13 protein-coding genes are annotated in these 21713 nt (G+C 38.8%); 9 read left to right on the forward strand and 4 right to left on the reverse strand.

Going from position 1 to position 21713, the window contains the following annotated elements; translation table 11 throughout:
- Positions 1-42 precede the first annotated feature (42 nt).
- Positions 43-3252, reverse strand: coding sequence for a TonB-dependent receptor (locus CSC79_RS02020; RefSeq protein WP_099293428.1), 3210 nt, complete (start codon positions 3250-3252; stop codon positions 43-45).
- A 322-nt stretch (positions 3253-3574) separates the two neighbouring features.
- Entirely contained in the window at positions 3575-5734 is a 2160-nt protein-coding gene (locus CSC79_RS02025) for a S46 family peptidase (RefSeq protein ID WP_099293430.1), read from the reverse strand.
- A gap of 207 nt (positions 5735-5941) precedes the next feature.
- Between CSC79_RS02025 and CSC79_RS02030 the strand changes: the two genes are divergently transcribed.
- Positions 5942-6742 (forward strand): glycosyltransferase family 25 protein, encoded by an 801-nt coding sequence (locus tag CSC79_RS02030; RefSeq protein WP_099293432.1) that lies wholly within the window; start codon positions 5942-5944, stop codon positions 6740-6742.
- Positions 6743-6807: 65 nt separating this feature from the next.
- Here CSC79_RS02030 and CSC79_RS02035 read toward each other — a convergent pair whose 3' ends face one another.
- Complete coding sequence (locus CSC79_RS02035; protein ID WP_099293434.1) at positions 6808-8607, reverse strand: PDZ domain-containing protein; 1800 nt, start codon at positions 8605-8607, stop codon at positions 6808-6810.
- A 211-nt stretch (positions 8608-8818) separates the two neighbouring features.
- Here CSC79_RS02035 and CSC79_RS02040 point away from each other — a divergent pair, with 211 nt between their 5' ends.
- From CSC79_RS02040 to CSC79_RS02065, 6 genes are all read left to right on the forward strand, one after another.
- Complete coding sequence (locus CSC79_RS02040) at positions 8819-10354, forward strand: diguanylate cyclase (RefSeq protein ID WP_099293436.1); 1536 nt, start codon at positions 8819-8821, stop codon at positions 10352-10354.
- Between the two features lie 36 nt (positions 10355-10390).
- Positions 10391-11734 (forward strand): nucleotide 5'-monophosphate nucleosidase PpnN, encoded by a 1344-nt coding sequence (gene ppnN, locus CSC79_RS02045; RefSeq protein ID WP_099293438.1) that lies wholly within the window; start codon positions 10391-10393, stop codon positions 11732-11734.
- An 11-nt stretch (positions 11735-11745) separates the two neighbouring features.
- Complete coding sequence (gene xni, locus CSC79_RS02050) at positions 11746-12519, forward strand: flap endonuclease Xni (protein ID WP_099293586.1); 774 nt, start codon at positions 11746-11748, stop codon at positions 12517-12519.
- A 117-nt stretch (positions 12520-12636) separates the two neighbouring features.
- Positions 12637-13020 (forward strand): DUF3192 domain-containing protein, encoded by a 384-nt coding sequence (locus tag CSC79_RS02055; protein WP_099293440.1) that lies wholly within the window; start codon positions 12637-12639, stop codon positions 13018-13020.
- Positions 13021-13029: 9 nt separating this feature from the next.
- Entirely contained in the window at positions 13030-14715 is a 1686-nt protein-coding gene (locus CSC79_RS02060) for a hypothetical protein (RefSeq protein ID WP_099293442.1), read from the forward strand.
- A gap of 172 nt (positions 14716-14887) precedes the next feature.
- A complete protein-coding gene (locus tag CSC79_RS02065; protein WP_099293444.1) occupies positions 14888-15895 on the forward strand; it encodes an isocitrate dehydrogenase in 1008 nt (335 codons plus the stop codon).
- A 64-nt stretch (positions 15896-15959) separates the two neighbouring features.
- Here CSC79_RS02065 and CSC79_RS02070 read toward each other — a convergent pair whose 3' ends face one another.
- The gene (locus tag CSC79_RS02070) at positions 15960-18944 is read right to left on the reverse strand and encodes an immune inhibitor A domain-containing protein (RefSeq protein WP_099293446.1); all 2985 of its coding nucleotides are present in this window, start codon (positions 18942-18944) and stop codon (positions 15960-15962) included.
- A gap of 534 nt (positions 18945-19478) precedes the next feature.
- Here CSC79_RS02070 and CSC79_RS02075 point away from each other — a divergent pair.
- Positions 19479-21203, forward strand: coding sequence for an acetolactate synthase 3 large subunit (locus CSC79_RS02075; RefSeq protein WP_099293448.1), 1725 nt, complete (start codon positions 19479-19481; stop codon positions 21201-21203).
- Positions 21203-21700: an acetolactate synthase small subunit gene (ilvN, locus tag CSC79_RS02080; protein WP_099293450.1), complete on the forward strand. Its 498-nt coding sequence runs from the start codon at positions 21203-21205 to the stop codon at positions 21698-21700. Before CSC79_RS02075 ends, ilvN begins: the two co-directional genes overlap by 1 nt.
- Positions 21701-21713: the final 13 nt, after the last annotated feature.

A 21713-nucleotide genomic window follows, 5' to 3' on the forward strand; every position in this document is an offset into this window, starting at 1 on the left:
GACTGCTAATAGCTAACGAGCAGCCTTGACAAGGACAGTCCATTAGAAAGTTGCTCTAACACTTAACGCAAAACGTCTGTCTGTTGTAAAGTTTAAAGCTTGAGTTTTGGTGCCCGCTTGATCCATTTGGTATCGAGTCTTGGTTTCAGTATCCAATAAGTTACTAGCTTCAAGTCCCACTTTCCAATGGTCATTTATGCTGTAGTAAATGCTTGCATCCATCATGCCTGATGCCTCTGCATATGCTGGAACATATTCTTCAGATTCACGAAGGGTAAGTAAATACTCTGAACGCCATGTGTAAGCGACACGCATTGATATTTTGTCGTATTCATACATCCCGACTAAATTCATATTCTTATCAGAATAGCCTTGCAATGGCAGCCCACTGAATACACGGAATGTATTACGAGTATCAGTAATTGGATTACCGTTTTCATCAAACGCCAATGTACCCGCTGAGACTTCATTTGGATCTTCCAGTCCATCCTGATCGATCAAGGTAAAGTTAAATTGTAAGCCTAAACCGCTCCAAGCACCTGGCAGCATGTCATAAAATTGTGAGTATGAAAATTCAGCACCTTGAATTGTTCCTGAACCCGTATTGGCTGGGCCATAGGCTGAAATATCGTATTGCTCACCATTAAAAGTTCGCGCCATATTAAATGCTTTATTACGAATAATATTGTCTAATTTCTTATGGAACAAACCAACAGTGACATAGCCTGCTTCTGCAAAGTACCATTCAGTGGTTAGATCTGTATTGATAGACTCTTCCGGCTCTATATTAGGGTTACCCGACAGTGCCGTTACTTCAATATCGTCAATCCCCACAACAGGGTTGTTTGTTTCATCATAATCAGCGCCCGGTGTTTGTAATCTTCGATTATAATCTAAATTGATAATGCTAATATTTCTAGCATCCATCAAGTTAGGGTAAAACAATGCTTTTGATGCGCCAAAACGCACAACAACGTCTTCTGATACACCAAAACTAAGATTTAAACTTGGCAGAATTGTACTGTAGTCAGTGCCATCTACTGTACTTAAAGTGGATTCACCATTAGCAAGATCATAGTAACGTTTGTATTCATCTTGCTGCATAACATTGTTTAAAGAAGTCCCTTCTTCACCTCGCTTAATCGTTGCAGGTTGCACAACTGCTCCTGTCGATTGCAGCTTGTAATTGACGTAACGCAAACCCACGTTACCTACAATGGGCATATCGTTAAACTCGAAATCGAAATCTGTGCGCACATAGAACTCTGTTCGCTTTTCATTACTCGAACTAATATTATGAGCAGCAAATGGGCCTTCTACGCGGTCAAGTTTATCTTCATAAGGAACATAGGTACCTGTACACATACCATTATTTGCTGCACTGTTAGTTGCATTATGCCACCCATCTTTACAACCTTGGCGAAGAGAGTTTGCATAGTTCTTTACTAGGTCCATCTTAGGGAATAGAAAGTTATTTACATTCCCAACTAACACTTGACCATTGTAGTAATCTGAAAAATCAACACGCTCAAATAGTTCTGGACGATTCACTGCTGCTGCGGCATTACGGTCATCTTGCACCCAAGGTGTACCAATAGCAGACCAGCCCTCGTAAGCTGTATCTCTAACTGTCAGATCTTTGTCTGACATATATGCACCGGCACTAATACTAGTTACATTACCATCTAATTCATATTTAAAATCAATTTTGTAACTATCTGCTTCAGCTGTATTATGCTCCACTTGCTCCATGCCACTGCCTAAAAATAAATTAGGTACAGGCCCATTCCAGTCTTCATTAGGTGACCAACCCGCAGTCATAATATTGTCACTCAAAAACTCAACGGTTGGTCTGCTACCGCGCATATCTAAAAAATATGGTGAAACTACATGTACATGGTTACCACGGGTTTGACCTGACATGCTGTAGTTTTGTACGTGCTTATCTGAGTCTATCATTTGATAATCAAAGTCGATTGTCAGCCTATCAACAGGCTTTAAAGTCAATTTAAATGAGGTGTCATTGACCGTATTTTCATTGTAGTTCCAACGACTTCGGTAAAAGAATGGGGTTTCAGGGCTTACACCTAAAGCAATACCCGACGTGACAAAATTATCACTCGTCGTAAGCGGATAACCATTAGCAGCATCATCTTGCCAATTTTGAGATGATCCCATGAACCCTTTGAAGCCCTGTGCAGCCTGGCCTATTTGACGTTCATTCCATTCTAAAGATGCTTTAGATCGAATGTGCTCAACCGTTGCAACGATGGTCTCGTCATCGTTTGCCCACTGTAAAGATGAGGTTAAGCCTTGGCGTTTACGGTCGTTATCTGCTGTGCTCATATGGATGGCAACAGGCACATGCCAGATACTCCCAGCAGGCTGATTAGGAAGCGCTGGGCCATCTACGGGTGAAGAAGGGTCTACCCCTGTGATTCCGCCCCATTGATCGAGCGTTGGGATAAAAGCATCACCTCGTGAATGAAAGTTACCTAAACCAACACCATCCCCGCGGGTTTTATACTCAGATTGTGAAGCGGCAATTAAAAATCCAAACTTACCTGAATTAGTTTCCCACATGTCAGAAAATAAAGCTGAGAAAGACGGCGTTACTTCTTCTCTAAAATCAGCATAGTTTGCTTTTGCATTAACAGAAATAAGTTGCTTATCAGAATCAAAAGGCTTTCTTGTCAACAAATTAACCGTGCCTGAGATACCACCCGAAATCAAGTCAGCAGTTTGGTTTTTTACCACTTCAACCGCACCAAGTAACTCGGCAGGAAAGTCCTCATAACTTAGACCCCCACTTGCATTGGCACTAAATGCATCACGGCCATTTACTTCTGAGCGGACCCTGTCTAGGCCACGAACTAAAACACCTGTTCCTTCATCTGCGTAATGCTTAGGATCATCCGAAGAAGCGAATCGCTCAATTGTTACACCAGGCACACGTTGTAAAGCTTCTGTCACCGATTTGTCAGGCAGTGCGCCAATATCAGACGCGGTAATAACATCTTTCACTGTATCAGCAAATCGCTTAAGGTTTTGCGCGCTATTAATGCTACCGCGTATACCGCTTACTTCGATGACCTCTATGTCTTCATCCGCATTGGCAGCGCTGTCATTTTCAGCCAATGCAAAAGATGAAACAAATAGCGGGCTTAAACCCATTAACGCATAAGTAACTGCAAGGCTTAACCTTGTTCGTTTAGTCTGATTTTTTCCTGTATCGATGACTAGTTTTGACATTTTTATAATCTCTTTATTTTCATAAACCAGTGAGCTAGTAAAACAACAACTAACGTACCCCTTGAATTTACAGCAGACATTACATGGCTTATACAATGCTTTTGCCCGCCGACCCTTTTGTTACTTTGTAACTATTAATAAAAAAGCAACTGTTACTTTTTAACATACCAGTAACTAAAGTAAAACAATTTTTATTAATAAATGAACAAAAATGTAAAATATGAGTTGTATAGGATAAGGAAGGATTTTTATAAGAAACTGAAATAAATAAAAAAGCGCTGATTAATATCAACGCTTTTTGGATAAAAATATATTTTTGCTATTACTTAACGATCTTCATTTCGTCTAGCAAGTTTTGCGCGTTATCAACTTTATCCATTACCCACAACATATAACGTGAATCAACATGAATTGAGCGATTTAATGCAGGGTTATAATCCCAGTCACCAATAATACTCTCGTATACGCCATCAAACAGTAAACCTACAAGTTCCGCTTTACCATTTAGCGTAGGCGATCCTGAGTTACCACCGGTAGTATCAACATTCGATAAAAAGTTAACAGGTACTGTGTTCATGCCGCCAGTGTAGTCGCCATATAATTTAGCTTTAATTTGCTTTTGCAAATTTTGAGGAGCATTAAACGGTTCAACATCGGTATTTTTAGCAAGTAATCCTTCAAGCGACGTAAACGGTGTTGCAACTAACCCATCCTGTGGAGAATAACCACCCACTGTGCCATAGGTTACGCGAAGCGTACTATTTGCATCAGCATACACAGGTTTATTTTTCGCTTTATTAAATGCAATGATCGCTGCCATTAACTTTGGACGTGCGGCTTGAAGTTTACCTGCAAGTGCTTTGTCTTTATCTTCTTGGGCTTTCATTACCTTAAAGATGGCATCAGCATACTGAATAAATGGGTCATCACTTTTCTTAATTTGCGCAAATGGCTTTTCAGCTAATTTTAAACGAGTGTCTTCATCATTAAGTGATGATTTCGCGTACATGCTATCGAGTAGTGCTTTATGTTTTGTTTTATCAAAGCCATTTTGCAACTCAAATGCTTGATCAACTTCAGCAAACCGTTCTTGTTTCGGCAGTGCAGCATACAGCTCTAAAAAGTGCAATAAGATTGCTTTATCAACACCTTCATCAAAGCGACGAGTCATACGCTTTAAGCCTGCTTCTAGTCTTGGTAAGTCACGTTCTTGATAACCAGACTCACGCTCACTATTCGGTTTTTGCTTTTCATATGCTAAACGATATAAACGACGAGCTGTGCTGATCATTTGTGAACGATGTACATATCCCAGCATACGATCACGTTCGTTATGCTGTTGTGACTGTTCAACTAATGCCGAAAGTTCAGCCAATACGCTGCCGTATTGCCTTTTTAATCTTCGGTCGTTGTTTATCCAGTTTGTTAACGCTTGTTCAAACTGCTTTTTACGCTCGTACATCGTGCCTTTATTAAAGCTTTCGATCATTGAGCCGTAGTTTTTAATATAATTGTTATACCCTGCGATAGTACTTTCATACGCAATGCGCGCTTTGCTACCATCTTCAGCATTTTCTTCAATTAATGATACATACTTCGTATTATGGATACGGGCTTTTGGGTAGCTGGTATTAAATACATAATCAACTTCTGCAGCAATGCGATAGCGATTGGTACGCCCAGGGTAGCCTGTCACCATGACAAAATCACCCTCTTGCACGCCTTTTGCACTGACGCTCAGATATGAATCAGGCACGAATGGCACGTTGTCTTCACTGTATTCAGCCGGTTTACCGTCTTTGCCAACATAAGCGCGGTAAAATGCAAAATCACCAGTATGTCGCGGCCACATCCAGTTATCTATATCACCACCGTATTTACCTACACCCATTGCTGGAGTATAGGCTAAACGAACGTCTTTAATTTCTAATGATTTTATTAAGTAAAACTCTAAACCACCATGAAATGAATATACATTACAACGGTAATTATCATCTGCTTCACAGTCAGCTACCAGTTGCTTTTGGTTTTTCTCAAGTGCATCGTAACGAGCTTTTGCGCTAAGCGATTCAGTACCCTTAATGACTTTATCAGTCACGTTGGTCACAGTTTCTGTAACATAGACGCGCGAACCTGGGGCTGCTGGTAAGTCATCAGAAGCTTTTTTAGCTAAAAAGCCATTTTCTAAAATATTGTTCTCTGGTGTAGAGTTGTATTGAATAGAACCATAAGCACAGTGATGATTAGTTACCACTAAGCCTTTAGGTGATACGAACGATGCAGTACACCCACCTAAGCTTATAACTGCATTCATTGGAAATTCGGTTAATTTAGAAATTGATTTTGCATCAATCTCAAGCCCTTTCGCTTTTAATACAGATTCAAGCTCTGGGAGTTGATGTGGTTGCCACATACCTTCATCAGCAAACGATGTGCCAGTAAATGCCAAAGCACACAGTGCAATAAGAGGTTTTAAACGCATTTTTTTAATCCTTTTTTATTATGTCAGAAATAGGGTACGCGCCAATCACTGAACAGGTCAATCTTTCTGCGACTAATAGTTATAATATAACGTCAAAAGGAAATGAACTTACCTTCATTGCAAATAATATGACATAAACTTGCCATAGATGTGTCACATGCCCTCATTAACATATTGCAAAATCTTATCTTATGTTGAATGTGTTTTATGCCACCTATTTTTTTAATTAACCTTGAGCGTTCACCGCAACGCTTGGCAAACAGCGTAATGCAGTTTAACAAGCACGAACTTTCCTTCACCAAAATAGATGCAATTGATGGTGCGACCTTGTCACAAGCCCAGATTAATAAGCATTACTGTGAAACCTTAAATAAAAAAAACTACCATTACCCATTAAGTAGAGGGCAAATCGGTTGTTATTTAAGTCACCGCAAAGCATGGCAAGCAATTGTTGATCAAAAGCTTGATTATGCATTAATTTTTGAAGATGACTTTAACTTAACAAGCGATATACACGCGGCAATTAACCGTATTAATAATTTAGAAATGCAGTGGCAATTAATTAAACTTTGCGCATATAAAGGGCGAAAGCGACGCATTGCTTATCAAAAAACTTTAGATGATGGCTACTCTTTAGTGGTACACAAAAAGCTGATGTCAGGGTGCTGCGCTACGGCAATAAGTTATCATGGCGCGAAACAGCTACTGGCAGCAACAGAAAAATTTGGCAGACCTATTGATTGTGATTTACAGCATATTTGGGAAACAGGTGTATGTGGTTATTCGCTTATGCCCTTTCCTGTCATTCAATCTACAGAACAAGAGAGTGACATTCATGTTAGAAGCGAAAAGCAGGTGAAAAAAGCCTTTTTCAAAAGAAAGTATCAACAATTAATAGCCAATATTAATAATAAAAAAGCAACCAGCGAGTTTATAAACGAAATACACCAAGAACATTTCAAACAAAAAAGGAGCCTGAGCTCCTTTCTATTTGAAAAACCAAGTTAATTATTTAACCTGAACTAGGGTTAAGAGATGTACTAAAGTATTGATATTAATAACGAACTATTCCCTTAGCCTCCAGAGTTCTGGTTACTTAGTCTTATGGGGTGTTCTACACCTATCCATGCTTTAAATAACGCCATTTGTTGTTCTGTTGCATCAGCATTTGCTGTTATCTTTTTCGCTTTATCAAAGCCTTCACTTAGCGTTATTGTCGTCGTTTGCAATGCATCTCGACGTATAAAATCAATCGAAACTGTATCGCCTGCTTTAAACGTTTCTAAGCTTGCTTTTAAATCTTTACCTACGTGCTTTTTTTCAATAGCAACAATTTTATCATTTGTCGTTAAACCAGCTTGCCAAGCAGCCCCACCACGACGAACATGAGTAAGCGTTAATAGCTCGCCCGTATTCTTGGCAAAACTATCAATACTCGCTTGCGGCTTTGCCCCCGCTGGACGGGTGTGATTTAAACCTACTTTTGCTAACAACTTATCAAAATCAATAGCAGCTGGGCTATCTACATTACTAGCCCACCAATCACTATAATCACGACCGGTTAAATCCTGCAAAATTGTTTTTACGTCAGTGGCAGTAAACCCATGAGGCATTTTGTAGCTATTATATAGAGCGCGATGTACATCACGATAACTTTGTTTTCCTTGGCTCTTTTCAAGCAAATCTATATCTAACGCCATCGAAATTAATGCACCTTCTAAGTAAATATTCGTGCCATAATTTCGTGCATGATCGCCCCCCTGATTAATCCATTTATCAAAGCTAGTTTCACTCGCGCTTTGTACTTCGCGCCCTGGCGTAGCCAAGTGACGATTAACTGTTTTACTCAAGGTTTTGAAAAATTCATCGGTGGTTGATATACCTGATCGCACGAGTAAATGATCTTCGAAATAGCTTGTTGACCCTTCCGCAATCCATAGCAATTTATCAAAGTTCATATTTGTGTAGTCGTAAGGCATCAAACCCTCTGGTCTATATGCTTTGACATTCCAAGTATGAATAAACTCATGAGCAGCGGTGCTAATAAAAGCAAGGTAATCATCTCGCGAGCCAAACCTATCTCGAGGACGTTGGATTATAGTTGAGTTTAAATGCTCAGTTGCACCACCAGCACCCGATGTGGCGTGGATCATAAACACATAACGTTCATATGGGTAATTGTCCCAAATAATATTTCCTGTTTTAACCAGCTTTTTAAGGTCAGTTAGCATCAAGTCAACATCGTAGTTACCTTCGCCCCAAATAACTAATTCGTAATCTCGTCCGTCTACCTCAAATTTATGAAGCTTATTAATCCCTGTTTCAATCGGCGAATCAACAAGTACATCGTAATCAGCTGCTTTAAAGCTATTTTTTGAGCCAGCATTGTCCATACCCGACACAGATCGCCATGCTTTAGGTACGTCTAGATTCACGGTAACAGGTTCCTGTCGAAATGATTCACTAAACATAAAAAAACCTGATGCATCGATAAAAGCATGGCTATCATCTATATGGCGAGCTCGTTTACCTAACTCATTGGCATAGACTTGGTAATCAATTTTTACACTGGTTGGATCATTTAAATGAACACGCCACGTACTGGCATTTATTTTTTCCCATTTAAGAGTTTGTCCGTTCTCATCTTTTGCGTCGAAGTAGCGTACACCATTCGCTAAATTTAAAATTTCATAGCGGCCCGTTCGCCATGCAGGCAATTTAATATCTAAATGGGCCTGAGCTGAAACAGGAAACTCAACGCTAACATTGCCTAAATGATGCTCAGGCTCTGAAATGGATAATGAATAATTCACATCAGCCCAAGCTGAGCACGAGAATGCAGTCGCAAGCGACATGGCTAATAACTTTTTCATGGGAACTCTTACTAATTTAAAATTTAATAAGCAAGAGCCTATCAATGAAGTGAAATGATGTGTAATAAAAGCGATAAGATGACCACAGTTTAGGTTCGATGAATAAAAAACAACATCAAATACTAAGTTTTTGACTTAGCACCTACATTTGTGCCAAATTTGTTGTAAACTTACGCTTATAAATGATTAAATTTTATGGCGGTAAGTATTAGTGTCAGGCCAGCTCGAAGTTTTAAATAAAAAGCTTAAACAAGCTATCGATACCAGAAAGGTACTTGAAACTGCTCGAAAGCAACAAGTAGATACTTTGACAAATTTTGCAGCTAAGCTTTCATTAAGTTGCAAAGGTATGGATATCGAATTGGATAACCGTTTAGCCAAATTTAGAAGTGCCCTGAGTAAAGGTGTCGACTTTGAGAATTTAGCACCACTGATCGCTGAAATCCTGAGCCTTTTAAAAAACCAAGAAGCACAGCAACTATCGCATCAACGAGAGCTGCACACGAGTGTTTTAACCGCTGGTAAGTTATTACAAAAAACCAAAGGTTTACCTGATGATACCCGCCGCATGTTACGCCATTTGCTGGATCACCAATTAAATGAAATTCAATCGACTAACGATTTTATACCGATTCTAAATAAGCTGGTATCTATATATAACCAAGCCCTAAACGTTAAACTTTCTGTCAAAAATACTGAGGATTCAATTACTCAACCTAGGTTAGCTAAAGAGCTTTTAACATTGGCCAATGACCTTGTTTTTGAAGATGAAGCCGCTGACAATGTTAAGGCCATTAAGAATAAAATATCAGAAACAGATTCAGTTGAAGATTTACTGACCTCAGCAATTGAAATAATTAGAATTGTTGCCACAAACATTAGCGATGAACGCCAATCTGCGCAAAGTTTTTTAGTATCGCTCAATCAGACACTTGAAGATCTCCATCATTCAATTGTAGCGACTAGCAAACATTCAGAGTCTATGAGTACTGAATTCGAGACGCTTAATAAACGCATTGAAAGCAAAATAGTAAATTTAACAAAACAGACTCAAGATGCGACATCTATTTCATCTTTAAAAGCACTTGTAGATAATGAACTAAAATCGCTAAGTCACGATTTAATTGCAAAAGAGCGCCTTGAGCAAGAAGACCGACAAGCCCTTATTAAAAACTTCCATGATATAAATACCCGTGTTGGTAGTTTAGAAAGTAAACTCTCTAAATACAAAAAACGATTGCATGAACAACGATTTAAAAGTTTACTTGATGGACTAACTAAATTACCAAACCGTGCTGCATTTGATGAAAGGTTTAACCATGAATTTCACCTTTTCTCTGTGCAAGAATCTGATTTTACTTTGGTTGTTATTGATGTTGACCACTTTAAATCAATCAATGACCAATATGGCCATAGTGCTGGTGACAAAACACTGCAGGTGATTGCTAAAGCACTGCAAATGTCGATTAGAAAATCGGATTTTATCGCGCGCTACGGCGGTGAAGAGTTTGTATTACTTATGCCAGGGATGTCTGTGGAGCATGCAACAGCACCACTTGAGAAACTTCGACAAGCAATTAAATCGATTCCGTTCAAATTTAAGAACAAGAGCGTACAGATCACCGTATCAGTTGGAGCCACTCAATTCAAAAAAGGAGATACGCCGCTAATCGCATTTGATCGCGCTGATGACGCTTTATATAAAGCCAAAAAATCTGGCCGAGACAAGCTATGTATCAATTCTTAACATAAAAAGTAATAACAGTCAGCAAGGAGAATGCCTATGTTAATTCAGTTAAACCCTACAGGCGTGTTAGATTTACTGTCGCAATTAGAAGTTGATTTATTAGAGCAATCCTCTGCAAGTGAGCGGTACACTTTATTTAGAAATTGTGTACTCGCTGTATTAAATGTCGGCAGCCATACGGACTCAAGCTCTGAGATATATGATAAATACCAAGATTTTGATATTCGCCTGTTAATCCGCGAACGTGGTATTAAAATTGAGCTCGAAAACCCACCTCAAACAGCCTTCGTTGATGGTCAGATAATCACTGGGATCCATGAACATATTTTTTCAGTTATTCGCGACATACTATTTATTTGTCAAAAATACGAAAAAGACTTAACAGAACAAAAAAAAATTACCCACATGGTATTTGACATGCTGCGTAATGCTGGTGCGTTAAGAGTTAACTCTGATCCTAGTATGATTGTTTGTTGGGGTGGTCACTCTATTAATGAAATCGAGTATAAGTATACGAAACAAGTTGGCTATGAATTAGGCTTACGCGGTTTAAATATTTGTACAGGTTGTGGCCCAGGCGCTATGAAAGGACCTATGAAAGGAGCCACCATTGGTCATGCCAAACAGCGTAATACCGATAACCGTTATTTAGGTTTAACCGAACCAAGTATCATTGCTGCTGAGCCACCTAACCCCATTGTAAATGAATTGGTAATACTGCCAGACATTGAAAAACGTCTTGAGGCGTTTATCCGCACAGCTCACGCCATAATTATTTTTCCTGGTGGTGCTGGGACTGCTGAAGAACTGCTGTACTTATTAGGTATTTTATTGCACCCAGATAATCAGAAACAATCATTACCTGTTATTCTGACTGGCCCTAAAGAAAGTGCAGACTATTTCAAAGAGTTATGTAAGTTTATTGAGTTAACATTAGGAAGTGAAGCACTAGAAAAGTTTGAAGTCATTGTTGATAACCCTGCGCAAGTAGCAATTAAGTTAAAATCATCTATGTCTCAAGTACGTGATTATAGAAAAAGTGTAGGTGATGCTTATTATTTTAATTGGACACTAAAAATTGATAATGACTTTCAGCAACCGTTTGCTCCTACCCACGAAAACATGTCAGGACTTGATTTACACCTTGATCAACCTAAACAATTGCTGGCGGCTAATCTTCGTCGTGCATTCTCTGGAATTGTGGCTGGAAACGTTAAAGATGAAGGTATTCAAGCAATTAAACAACATGGTCGATTTATTCTTAGTGGTGAGCCTGCGCTCATGAAAAACATGGATAAGTTACTTAAAGCATTTGTTGAACAAGGTAGAATGAAACTTCCTGGTTCAAAGTATGTCCCGTGTTACGAAATAAAGGCTTAGAAGAGAAAACCGTGTCAGGACAATTACTTTTAATAGATGCGCTTAATTTAATAAGGCGCATCTATGCTGTTGATAGTAATCAAAATAAATACAGTGAACAGCAAATGATTACCACTTGTTGCCAACGCGTGGCACATGCGTGTAAAAAGTTGCTCCGTGTAACGAATGCCACCCATGCCATCGCTGTTTTTGATGGCAATAAAAGTTGGCGTTATCACTTTTACCCACAATATAAAAATAGTCGTGCCCCAATGCCGACCTTGCTTAAAGAGAACTTAACACAGTTCATAAGTGCAATTGAGCAAATTGGGGTTGTTGTATTTGCACCCGATAACGATGAAGCTGACGATATTATTGCAACTCTAGCTCATAAAGCTGCATTACATGGTGTTTCAAGTACTATTGTATCTACTGATAAAGGCTTTTTACCGGCGTTGAGTGAAAATATTCACATTTACGATTATTTTAAGAAAGAATATATTGAAAGAAATGCCATATTAGAGCGCTTTGCCGTTGAACAGAATAGGTTAATCGATTTTTGGGCACTTGCTGGTGATAAGACCAACGACATTCCCGGTATTAAAGGCATTGGCCTCAAAACTGCACAAGAGGTAATCAGGAAGCATCAAAATATTGCCGATGCAATTTCCGATGAAACTATTTCACAAGCGCTAAGAAATAAGTTGGATGCAGGAATGCAAGACTATATTATATCAAAGCAACTTGTGAGTTTACGAACTGATATACATCTAGGGTTTAGCTTAAAACAATTAAGACTTTGTTAAATGGTTAAACTGGTTCTGGGTTTTACCTACGCGTATACTTTAGTAATTATTGCGTAGTATCTATTCAAGTATTGCTTTAAAGCAACGCATTATTTTAATCATCTTTAAGAGTGCAAAATGTTTAAAAAGGTTATTCGATATATCATATTAGGGCTGGGTGTTTACGCACTTATAGCTGCGTTAGTGATTACCTTTTACAAAGATGACCCACAAGCCATGATATGGCAAGACAGAGAAGCATTTAATAAACGTTACATCACAAAATTAAGCATCAAAAAGCCAACAACTTTGAATACTGTTTTAGACTATTTAGGTAGCCCAGATCTTACTTTCGCAAAGCGCAGTGGCGATGATGTATGGCAAATTGTGTTTTATCGTACTCAACATATAAAATCAGATGGTATAACAACCATGGATGAATGCACCGGACTTCTATTTAATAATGGTGAATTAGTTTTATGGGGCCCAAGTGCTCATGACGCCTTTATGCAGAAAAGTTAAACGAGTACTATGCAACCAACACCCCAGCATTTAGCCAACTTATTTAAACAAACCCATGAAATGTTACGTTTGTATTATAATAAAAGCCAATGGCCCTCAATATACCCACTTTTATCTAAGCAGGCTGAACAGTTTTATAATTTATATGAAACCCATCCAAATGCATTACAGGCTCAACTATGCCTCTATGTTTCTGATTTTGGCTACACTACAAACTTAGTTGTTAATCAGTGTGTTATTGTAGCGGCACTTTGCAAAAGCTTAAATTACAATTCACAAGTTAGCCAACAACTCATAGCCGTTTGCTTAACAAACTACCTATGCGTTCAAACTCAAACTAACAAACTTGCCGCTCAACAGCCTTTAAATAACGAAGAAAAAAAACAGTGGCAGGCACGTCATCAACTTGCTGTAAAATTATTGCAGTCAGCTAACCTGCCCTCTACCGATATAGCCCGAATTTTAGCTCCATTAAACAAATACAAACAAGCATTGCTGAGTGCGCCAAAAATAATGATTTACGATGGTGCTACTACTCTCGTAGCGTTGGCCAATATTATTGCTATGAATATTACTTACAGGGCGGCTAATGACCACGTTAATCTATATAAAGCGATTGCTGATATATATATTAGAACGCCAAATAGTTTCGCACAAAATGCACTTAAAAAGTTAGTAGAAAATATTGGCCCTTACCTACCTGGTAGTCATGTTAATATAGCAGAACAGTCACTCACGTATGTATGCAGCAAAACACATAATAAACATATTCTAATTGATTTAAACGATACTAAAAGAGCAAGATGGCATGGTGTTGCTGCAAAATTAGATTGCAATGCAAAACAACGTCCAACAAAAGATAAACGACTTTTATTTAGTATTTGGTTTAATGAACACATACCTGCAGTGGATAGTGATCCGATTAATGAGCAAGATAATATTCTTCAGCTGATTGGTAATCTGAAAATACAAAAAGAATACTCGTATCGTAATTTAGAAAAGTTATTAAACGGCCACACCAAGACAATTGATATTTTAAAAGAGGCTGTCAAACCCTATAATAAAGAACATTTGGCCGCAAAGGATTTACGCCATTGCTTAACCATGGTGGGAATTGATAACGCGCCTGCAATTATTCAACGAGTGCTTTTTGAGCAGCTCGTTGATATACAACGTCATCCATTAAAAGAACACATAAAAGTGCGCTTAACAGCCATAACGCGCTTATTGTCTTTATTATTAAGTAAACAAACTGAAATACAGTTTGAACAAGTATCACTTCCTTTATATGCGTATATAAATTATCTACTAACCCACTCTAGTAATAAATTGAGTCGCAAAACCTTGTGTGAAAAAGACCCAAAAACGAATATTAGCCTACCAATTTCTTGGCTATTTGGCGTAAATAATCATAATGTAGAAGAGTTAAGCGTGTTTTTGTTACAACTACTGGATGATAACCCATGGACACAAGCGCTACTTGATGCCGAGCAACAGACCAAACAGCACCTTTCAGCAAAAGCAAAACTATGGGTCGCGCTTAAAGTCATTACATTAAACGTTTATCAGCCCCACATGCCTAACAGCAGCTGGCAAAAACAAACGCTAGATAGTATTTTAAAAGATCTTGGCTGGGAGAGCATTACGAATTTTTATGCACAATTGCCACCATTACATTTGTCATCTAGCGTATAATAGACGCACTTTATTAGACATATTGCCTAATTTAGCGGGTTTTAGTGGAAATCTCTTGAATAAATTGCTATAAAAGCCGCTTAAATTTTCAAACTCATTAACGTAAATATCTAACAAGCAGTCGCAAAAACACATGCGATGTATTTACGTCACCGCTTAATAGGAAAAATTCATGGCTAAACAAACCATCACAGTAATCAAAGGCGACGGCATTGGCCCAAGTATCATTGATTCAGCTCTTGAGATATTACAAGCCGCAGGATGCGATTTTGATTACGAATTCGTTGATGCAGGTCTAGCCGCGTTAGAAAAAACAGGTGAATTATTACCTCAGGACACTATCGATACCATTGCGCGTAATAAAATTACTCTCAAAGGGCCATTAACCACACCTGTGGGTGAAGGCTTTACATCAATTAACGTTACTTTACGTAAGCAATTTGGTTTATACGCAAACGTTCGTCCAGTAAAATCATTTGTTGGTACAAAAGCACGCTACGAAGACATCGACATCATTACAGTTCGTGAAAACACACAAGGGATGTACTCTGGCCTTGGTCAAGTCGTTTCAGAAGATGGTACTGAAGCACAAGCAATGTCAATGATCACACGTGAAGGCGCTGAAAAGATCTTAACCTTTGCTTATGACCTTGCTGTGCGTGAAGGCCGTAAAAAAGTAACGGCTGTACATAAAGCCAATATCTTAAAGTCTACGTCAGGTTTATTCTTAAAAGTAGCACGCGAAGTTGCTGAACGTTATCCTGAAATTGAATCAACAGAAATGATTGTTGATGCAACGTGTATGAAACTAGTAATGAGCCCTGAAGAATTTGATGTTATCGTTACAACTAATTTATTCGGCGACATTTTATCAGATTTATGTGCGGGCCTTGTTGGTGGGTTAGGTATGGCACCAGGTGCTAACATTGGTGAAGATGCTGCAATCTTTGAAGCTGTTCACGGCAGCGCGCCTGACATTGCGGGTAAAAACCTTGCCAATCCAACGTCTGTGATTTTAGCGTCAATTCAAATGTTAGAGCATTTAGAAATGGCTGATACAGCAGAGCGTATTCGTAGCGCTGTTGCTGAGGTAATTAAATCTGGGGATCGTACAACGCGTGACTTAGGTGGTAGCCACGGAACAACTGACTTTACACAATCAGTAATTGACCATTTATAATTTAAACATAGATTTAAAATTTGAAAGGCCAGTTTAATAACTGGCCTTTTTTATGACTAAAACTTTACCAAGTGCGTCTACTAACGAATACTAAAACAAATATTAAAGCCCAACCAAGCGAACCACCTCCTGAGCTGGCTTCCTTTTCTTTTACTGAAACAGTCACCGTTTTGTTTACTGATTGGTTTGTTTTAGAGTCTGTTACGGTGAGTATTACTTGATAACTTCCCGCACTGTCATAGGTATAACTTGGTGATTCACTAACGCTTGTTGAGCCGTCTCCAAATTCCCAGCTGTAGGTGTAGTCACCAAAACCACCTGTCGCTTGAGCACTAAACGCTGCAACTAAGTTAGTAGCCGTGAAATCGACTGAGACAGATAAAGGCACAACTGCCGACACATTCTTTGTAGAACTTGTCGTTTGATTTAAACTGTCTGTAACCGTTACTGTAATCGCATAACTGCCGCTAAAACGATAGTTGTGTGTAACAGTATCAGATAATGCGGTGTTACCATCGCCAAAATCCCATTGATAGGTATAAGGTGCTAAACCACCCGACGCAGTGACAAAACCAGTTAAATTACTTTCATTTACTGAAGCCTCGAAATCGTTGAAACCTAAAGGCTGTGTTAGCAGGATTTCTTGGCTCTCAACCGTTTTTTCACCTGATTCCGTGAGTCGGCTAAAGGTAACTAAATAACGTCCATATTCCGTGTAGATTGCGGTAGGGTTTAACTCCTCACTTTTAACGCCATTACCAAATTGCCACTCAAAACTATCTGTTGGTGACAGCTGTAAGCCACTAACCTCGAATGTGACAGCCAAATCATTTGCCGTGTAGGTTATCCCCAGATTTTCTAAGTAGCTTAAATCAACTTCAATCGTTGAATTATCTACAGCCTGATCAGCAATAGAGAAGCCAAAGCCAAATGGTGTCAATTTAACGCCAGACTGTGGCTGCACTGAAAAACTATAATCAGTAGCATCATTAAATTCACTGATAGCGGCAAGATTGTTATCACCTAAGCCTTGGCGTTGCTCATATAGGCTAAACGCTGCATCCCTTAATTGAATTTCTGTATTAGCAGGGCTTTGCGTTGTACCTCTTGCGATCATATTTTGATCAGCATCTACCACTAAAATAAAGCCTTCACCTGGGTGTTCTGAAGTATTGTTGTTTTCATAATCGGTGCTAGATAACCACAGTAACAAACCCGGTGAGTATTGCTCTTTTTGCAAGCCGCTATCTATCCCTTCGTAGTTTCTTAACTGTAAATAATAATGTTTGGCTGTATCGTAAATATAAGCACCGACACGTGAGAAGCCAGCTAACTCAAAGTTAGTCTTTAGTTCAGCATTATCTTCCCAAACCACTTCCCCCTGCTGTATTAATTTTAAGTCATCAAACACAATACCAAAATAATTAACATAGCTATCAGTTACATATCGAAGCTCTAATGTTACCGTTTCGCCAGCGTAAGCAGACAAGTCAAATTGATGTATTAAATAATTGTTAGGAAGCTTTGCATCGCTATTTGATAAAGAATCACCCGTTATGTAGGGCCCTAAATTAAAATAATATGGGTTATTAGTCTTTGTGTATTGTGATGAAATCGCTTCGCCATTTACAATTACCTGAGCATAGTCATAATCATCTTCAATACCATAAAAAGTGGTTAATTCAAGTAACGTTTGTTCACTCGTAGCAGGGATAGCAATTGACTTCCTCATTGTATTAATTAAGTTATTTCCATTGCCTGAGTAGTATTGAAACTTACCCTCAACAGCTGAAAAAAATGATTTTAATTTCGCAGGGAGTTTAACTTTAATTTGATTCAAGTCGTCTGTGGTCGCACTTGTGTGATGTAACACCTGATTTGTTTGTGCATTCACTTCGCTTAGATCAAACGTAAGTTGATTTAACCAATTACCACCGTAACGGTTTTGCAGATACTCCAATGCATAGGGACTAAACATTACGGGCTCAGACCCCCTAGGGTTTCCCGCCCAACTGCCCCCAGACATGACTGACCACGATGCAACCGGTTCTCCAATATCTGAATTATTTAAGTCATACTCATCTGGTAAACCTAAATCATGACCAAACTCATGCACAACAACACCAATACCAGCGTCGAGTGGATTAATTGTATACCCAAACAGATCGATAGGACTGTTTGGCAAGTTACTCGGCTGAAACTGATCATTATAAACATAGAAACGATGTGACCATATCGCATCTGACCCTAACACTCCGCCTCCAGCTTCTTCACCTACGCTTGCATGAAAAATCATTACGTGGTCAATGATACCATTGGGTTCATTTGTAATGCCGTCACCATCTATATCATCTAAATCTGTTAAATCGTATTGCGATAAATCAATATTAAACTTATCAACTGCTTTTTCGACGGCTTCTTTAACTAAACTTGGTGCATCGATGTCTTTATCATCCCCGACCCTTTCGCCGTAAGCTTTGGCATTTTTGTCCGCACGTACCCAACCAAATACTTCACCAGTGAATGAAAGCGTATTACCTGAGGCTTGTTGATAATACTGATAAGCGCTATTGAGAGTTTGACCATCCGGTCCATCATAACCTTGCGTTGAAAATAACATGTGTTGGTAATGCTGTTTATCATACAAAGGGTAAAACATCGCTGTATCTGATTCCTCTAAGCCATTTTCGTCGTAGGGTAAATCAGGGAAATCGACCAAAATAACCAATACCTTTACAGTAGTTGAGATGTCATTTGGTGTTAGTGAAGAAGCAAATGATTTATTAAGATGCTGTGTTTTTTTTAGCGAGGGAGGAATGTTCTTTTGCAGCCTACTTGGATAATATTGCGTTGGGGTGCCTATAAAGCTTGCAATTGCAGCTTCCTTATTATGCAACTCATTCAGCTCACCTCGCTTGTTTAACCAATAAAGAATTCGTTCTTTATTAACTACCCCTATATCGGTTGGGCTAGAATGTTGTGGTTTAGCACTTACATGCCCTACAAACAATGAGATAACGGCAATTACTATCACATATAAACGTTTCATAAAAATTCCTACTGCAGATTATGATGTAATAATAGCAAAGTAAAACCATGTTCACATTAATGAAACGTTGGCAAAGATATAGAAATGCATAAAGACTGCATATAAAAATACTATTCCTTACTTTTAATTTAAAAAACAACCATAAAAAGCTCAATAAAGAAATTTCAATGCAAATTAAACACGTTCTTAGGTTGACATTGAACTACAAAAGCCTTAAAAATAACCTATTAGAACAAAAAATCATATATACGTTATTCGTATAGGTTTATTACCCAATTATTTTATAAAAAGAAATTAAAATGAAACATCAAATTCGCTTTGGAAATGTACTCGTACTGGTCTTAGTCTTAAGTCCAGCGGGGATGTATTGAAAAGTGAAAACGCTTTTTAAAAACCCCCGCTAATAACGGGGGTTTTTTTATGCATTGAAATACGACTTGGTAAATAAAAGACCAAAAAAATACTAGGGTCTGTTGACCTTTCAAGGTTAAATTTGCAAAGGTCAACAGACCCTAGGTACATAGAGGAATGAGGATGAGTACACAGCAATATAATGGTTCTGAGCTAGTTGTTCGGGCATTAAAAGAGTTAAAGGTTAAATATATTTTTGGCTACCCAGGCGGATCCGTTTTAGATTTATATGATGCGCTATTTCAACAAGATGATGTTGAACATATTTTAGTGCGTCATGAACAGGCAGCAACACACATGGCTGACGGATATGCCCGTGCAACAGGAGAAGTAGGTGTCGTACTGGCAACCTCCGGACCTGGCGCTACAAACTGTATTACCGGCATAGCAACAGCTTACATGGACTCAATCCCTATGGTGGTTTTGTCAGGTCAAGTACCTACCAGTTTAATCGGTGATGATGCATTCCAAGAAACCGATATTGTCGGTTGTTCACGCCCTATCGTAAAACACAGTTTTAACTGTCGAAGTGCAGAGGAAATACCAGCTATATTGGCAAAAGCATTTTATATTGCCAGCACTGGACGACCAGGCCCCGTGGTTGTTGAACTGCCAAAAGATATGCTTAACCCTTCTGTTAAATATGATTTTAAGTTCCCTGAATCAACAGAGTTACGCACATATAACCCGAACACAAAAGGTCACTCTAAACAAATACGCAAAGCCGTAAATGCGATTCTTGAGGCTAAGAAGTTAGTTATTTATTCAGGTGGCGGTATTGTTATTTCTAATACATCTGAGCAACTAACACACCTGGTAGAGTCACTAAATGCACCGATAACAAACACTTTAATGGGCTTAGGTGGTATCTCAGGCGTTCACCCTAACTTTATTGGTATGCTAGGCATGCATGGCAGTTTGGAAGCAAATAAAGCGATGGCTAATGCTGATGTTATTTTGGCATTAGGCGCACGTTTTGATGACCGAGTAACAAATAATGTTAAGAAGTTTTGTCCCAATGCAACAATTGTCCATGTTGATGTTGATCCCACTTCTATCTCTAAAACAATAAAAGCACATATCCCTGTTGTAGGATGTTTAGCCACAGTCCTTGAACAACTGCAAACGGCAATTGATAAGAGCTCAATCAATATTGACCGTAGCGCGCAAGAAGATTGGTGGCGACAAATTATAAGTTGGCGAGAGCAAAAATGCTTAAGCTACAGTACTGAAGGTGAAAAAATAAAACCTCAAGCGGTAATTGAAGCAATATATAAAGCGACTAACGGCGATGCATATATCAGTTCAGATGTGGGTCAGCACCAAATGTTTGCTGCTCAATACTACCCTTTTAAAAATCCGCGCCAATGGATTAACTCTGGCGGCCTAGGCACCATGGGGTTTGGTCTTCCTGCTGCTATGGGGGTCAAGTTAGCATTCCCTGACAAAGAGTCTATTTGTGTCACCGGTGATGGCTCGATTCAGATGAATATTCAAGAGCTCTCAACCTGCTTACAATACAATCTTGCTGTTAAAGTTGTTTCATTAAATAACCGTTCTTTAGGCATGGTAAGACAATGGCAAGATATGATGTACAGCGGCCGACATTCATCCTCATATATGGATTCACTCCCTGATTTTGTTAAATTAGCTGAAAGTTATGGCCATGTGGGTATTCGCGTAGACACTTTGGATCAATTACAGCCGGCTATTGAAAAAGCAATGTCTATTAATGACAGGCTAGTATTCCTTGATATCTGTGTTGATGAAAAAGAGCATGTATACCCAATGCAAATAAAGCTTGGTGCAGTAGATGAAATGTGGTTGCGTAAAGGAGTAAAAGCATAATGCGTCGTATCTTATCAATTTTATTAGAAAATGAGCCTGGGTCACTATCACGTATAGTAGGCTTATTCTCGCAACGTGCTTATAACATAGATAGTTTGACAGTAGGCACAACCGATGATCACTCACTGTCACGCATTACAATTACAACACTTGGTGATGACAGAATAGTCGAACAAATTACAAAACAAGTTAATAAACTAGTTGATGTTCTAAAAATCATTGATCTTACAGAAATGGCGCATATTGAGCGTGAATTGTTGTTAGTTAAAGTTTTTGCTCAAGATGAAACTAAACGTGCTGCTGTAACTCGTGTCGTGGATGTATTTCAAGGTGCTATTTTAGACATGGGTAGAAACAGCTATACTTTGCAACTGGTAAGTAGCACAGACAAAATAGAGTCTTTTCTAGATACATTACGACATGAAACTGATGTAATAGAAGTTGTTCGTTCTGGAGCCGTTGGTATTGGCAGGGGAGACAAAGCGCTTAAAGCTTAACAGACACTAAAAA

This window comes from Pseudoalteromonas sp. 3D05 (genome assembly GCF_002723455.1).
In the GTDB taxonomy this organism is placed as follows: domain Bacteria; phylum Pseudomonadota; class Gammaproteobacteria; order Enterobacterales; family Alteromonadaceae; genus Pseudoalteromonas.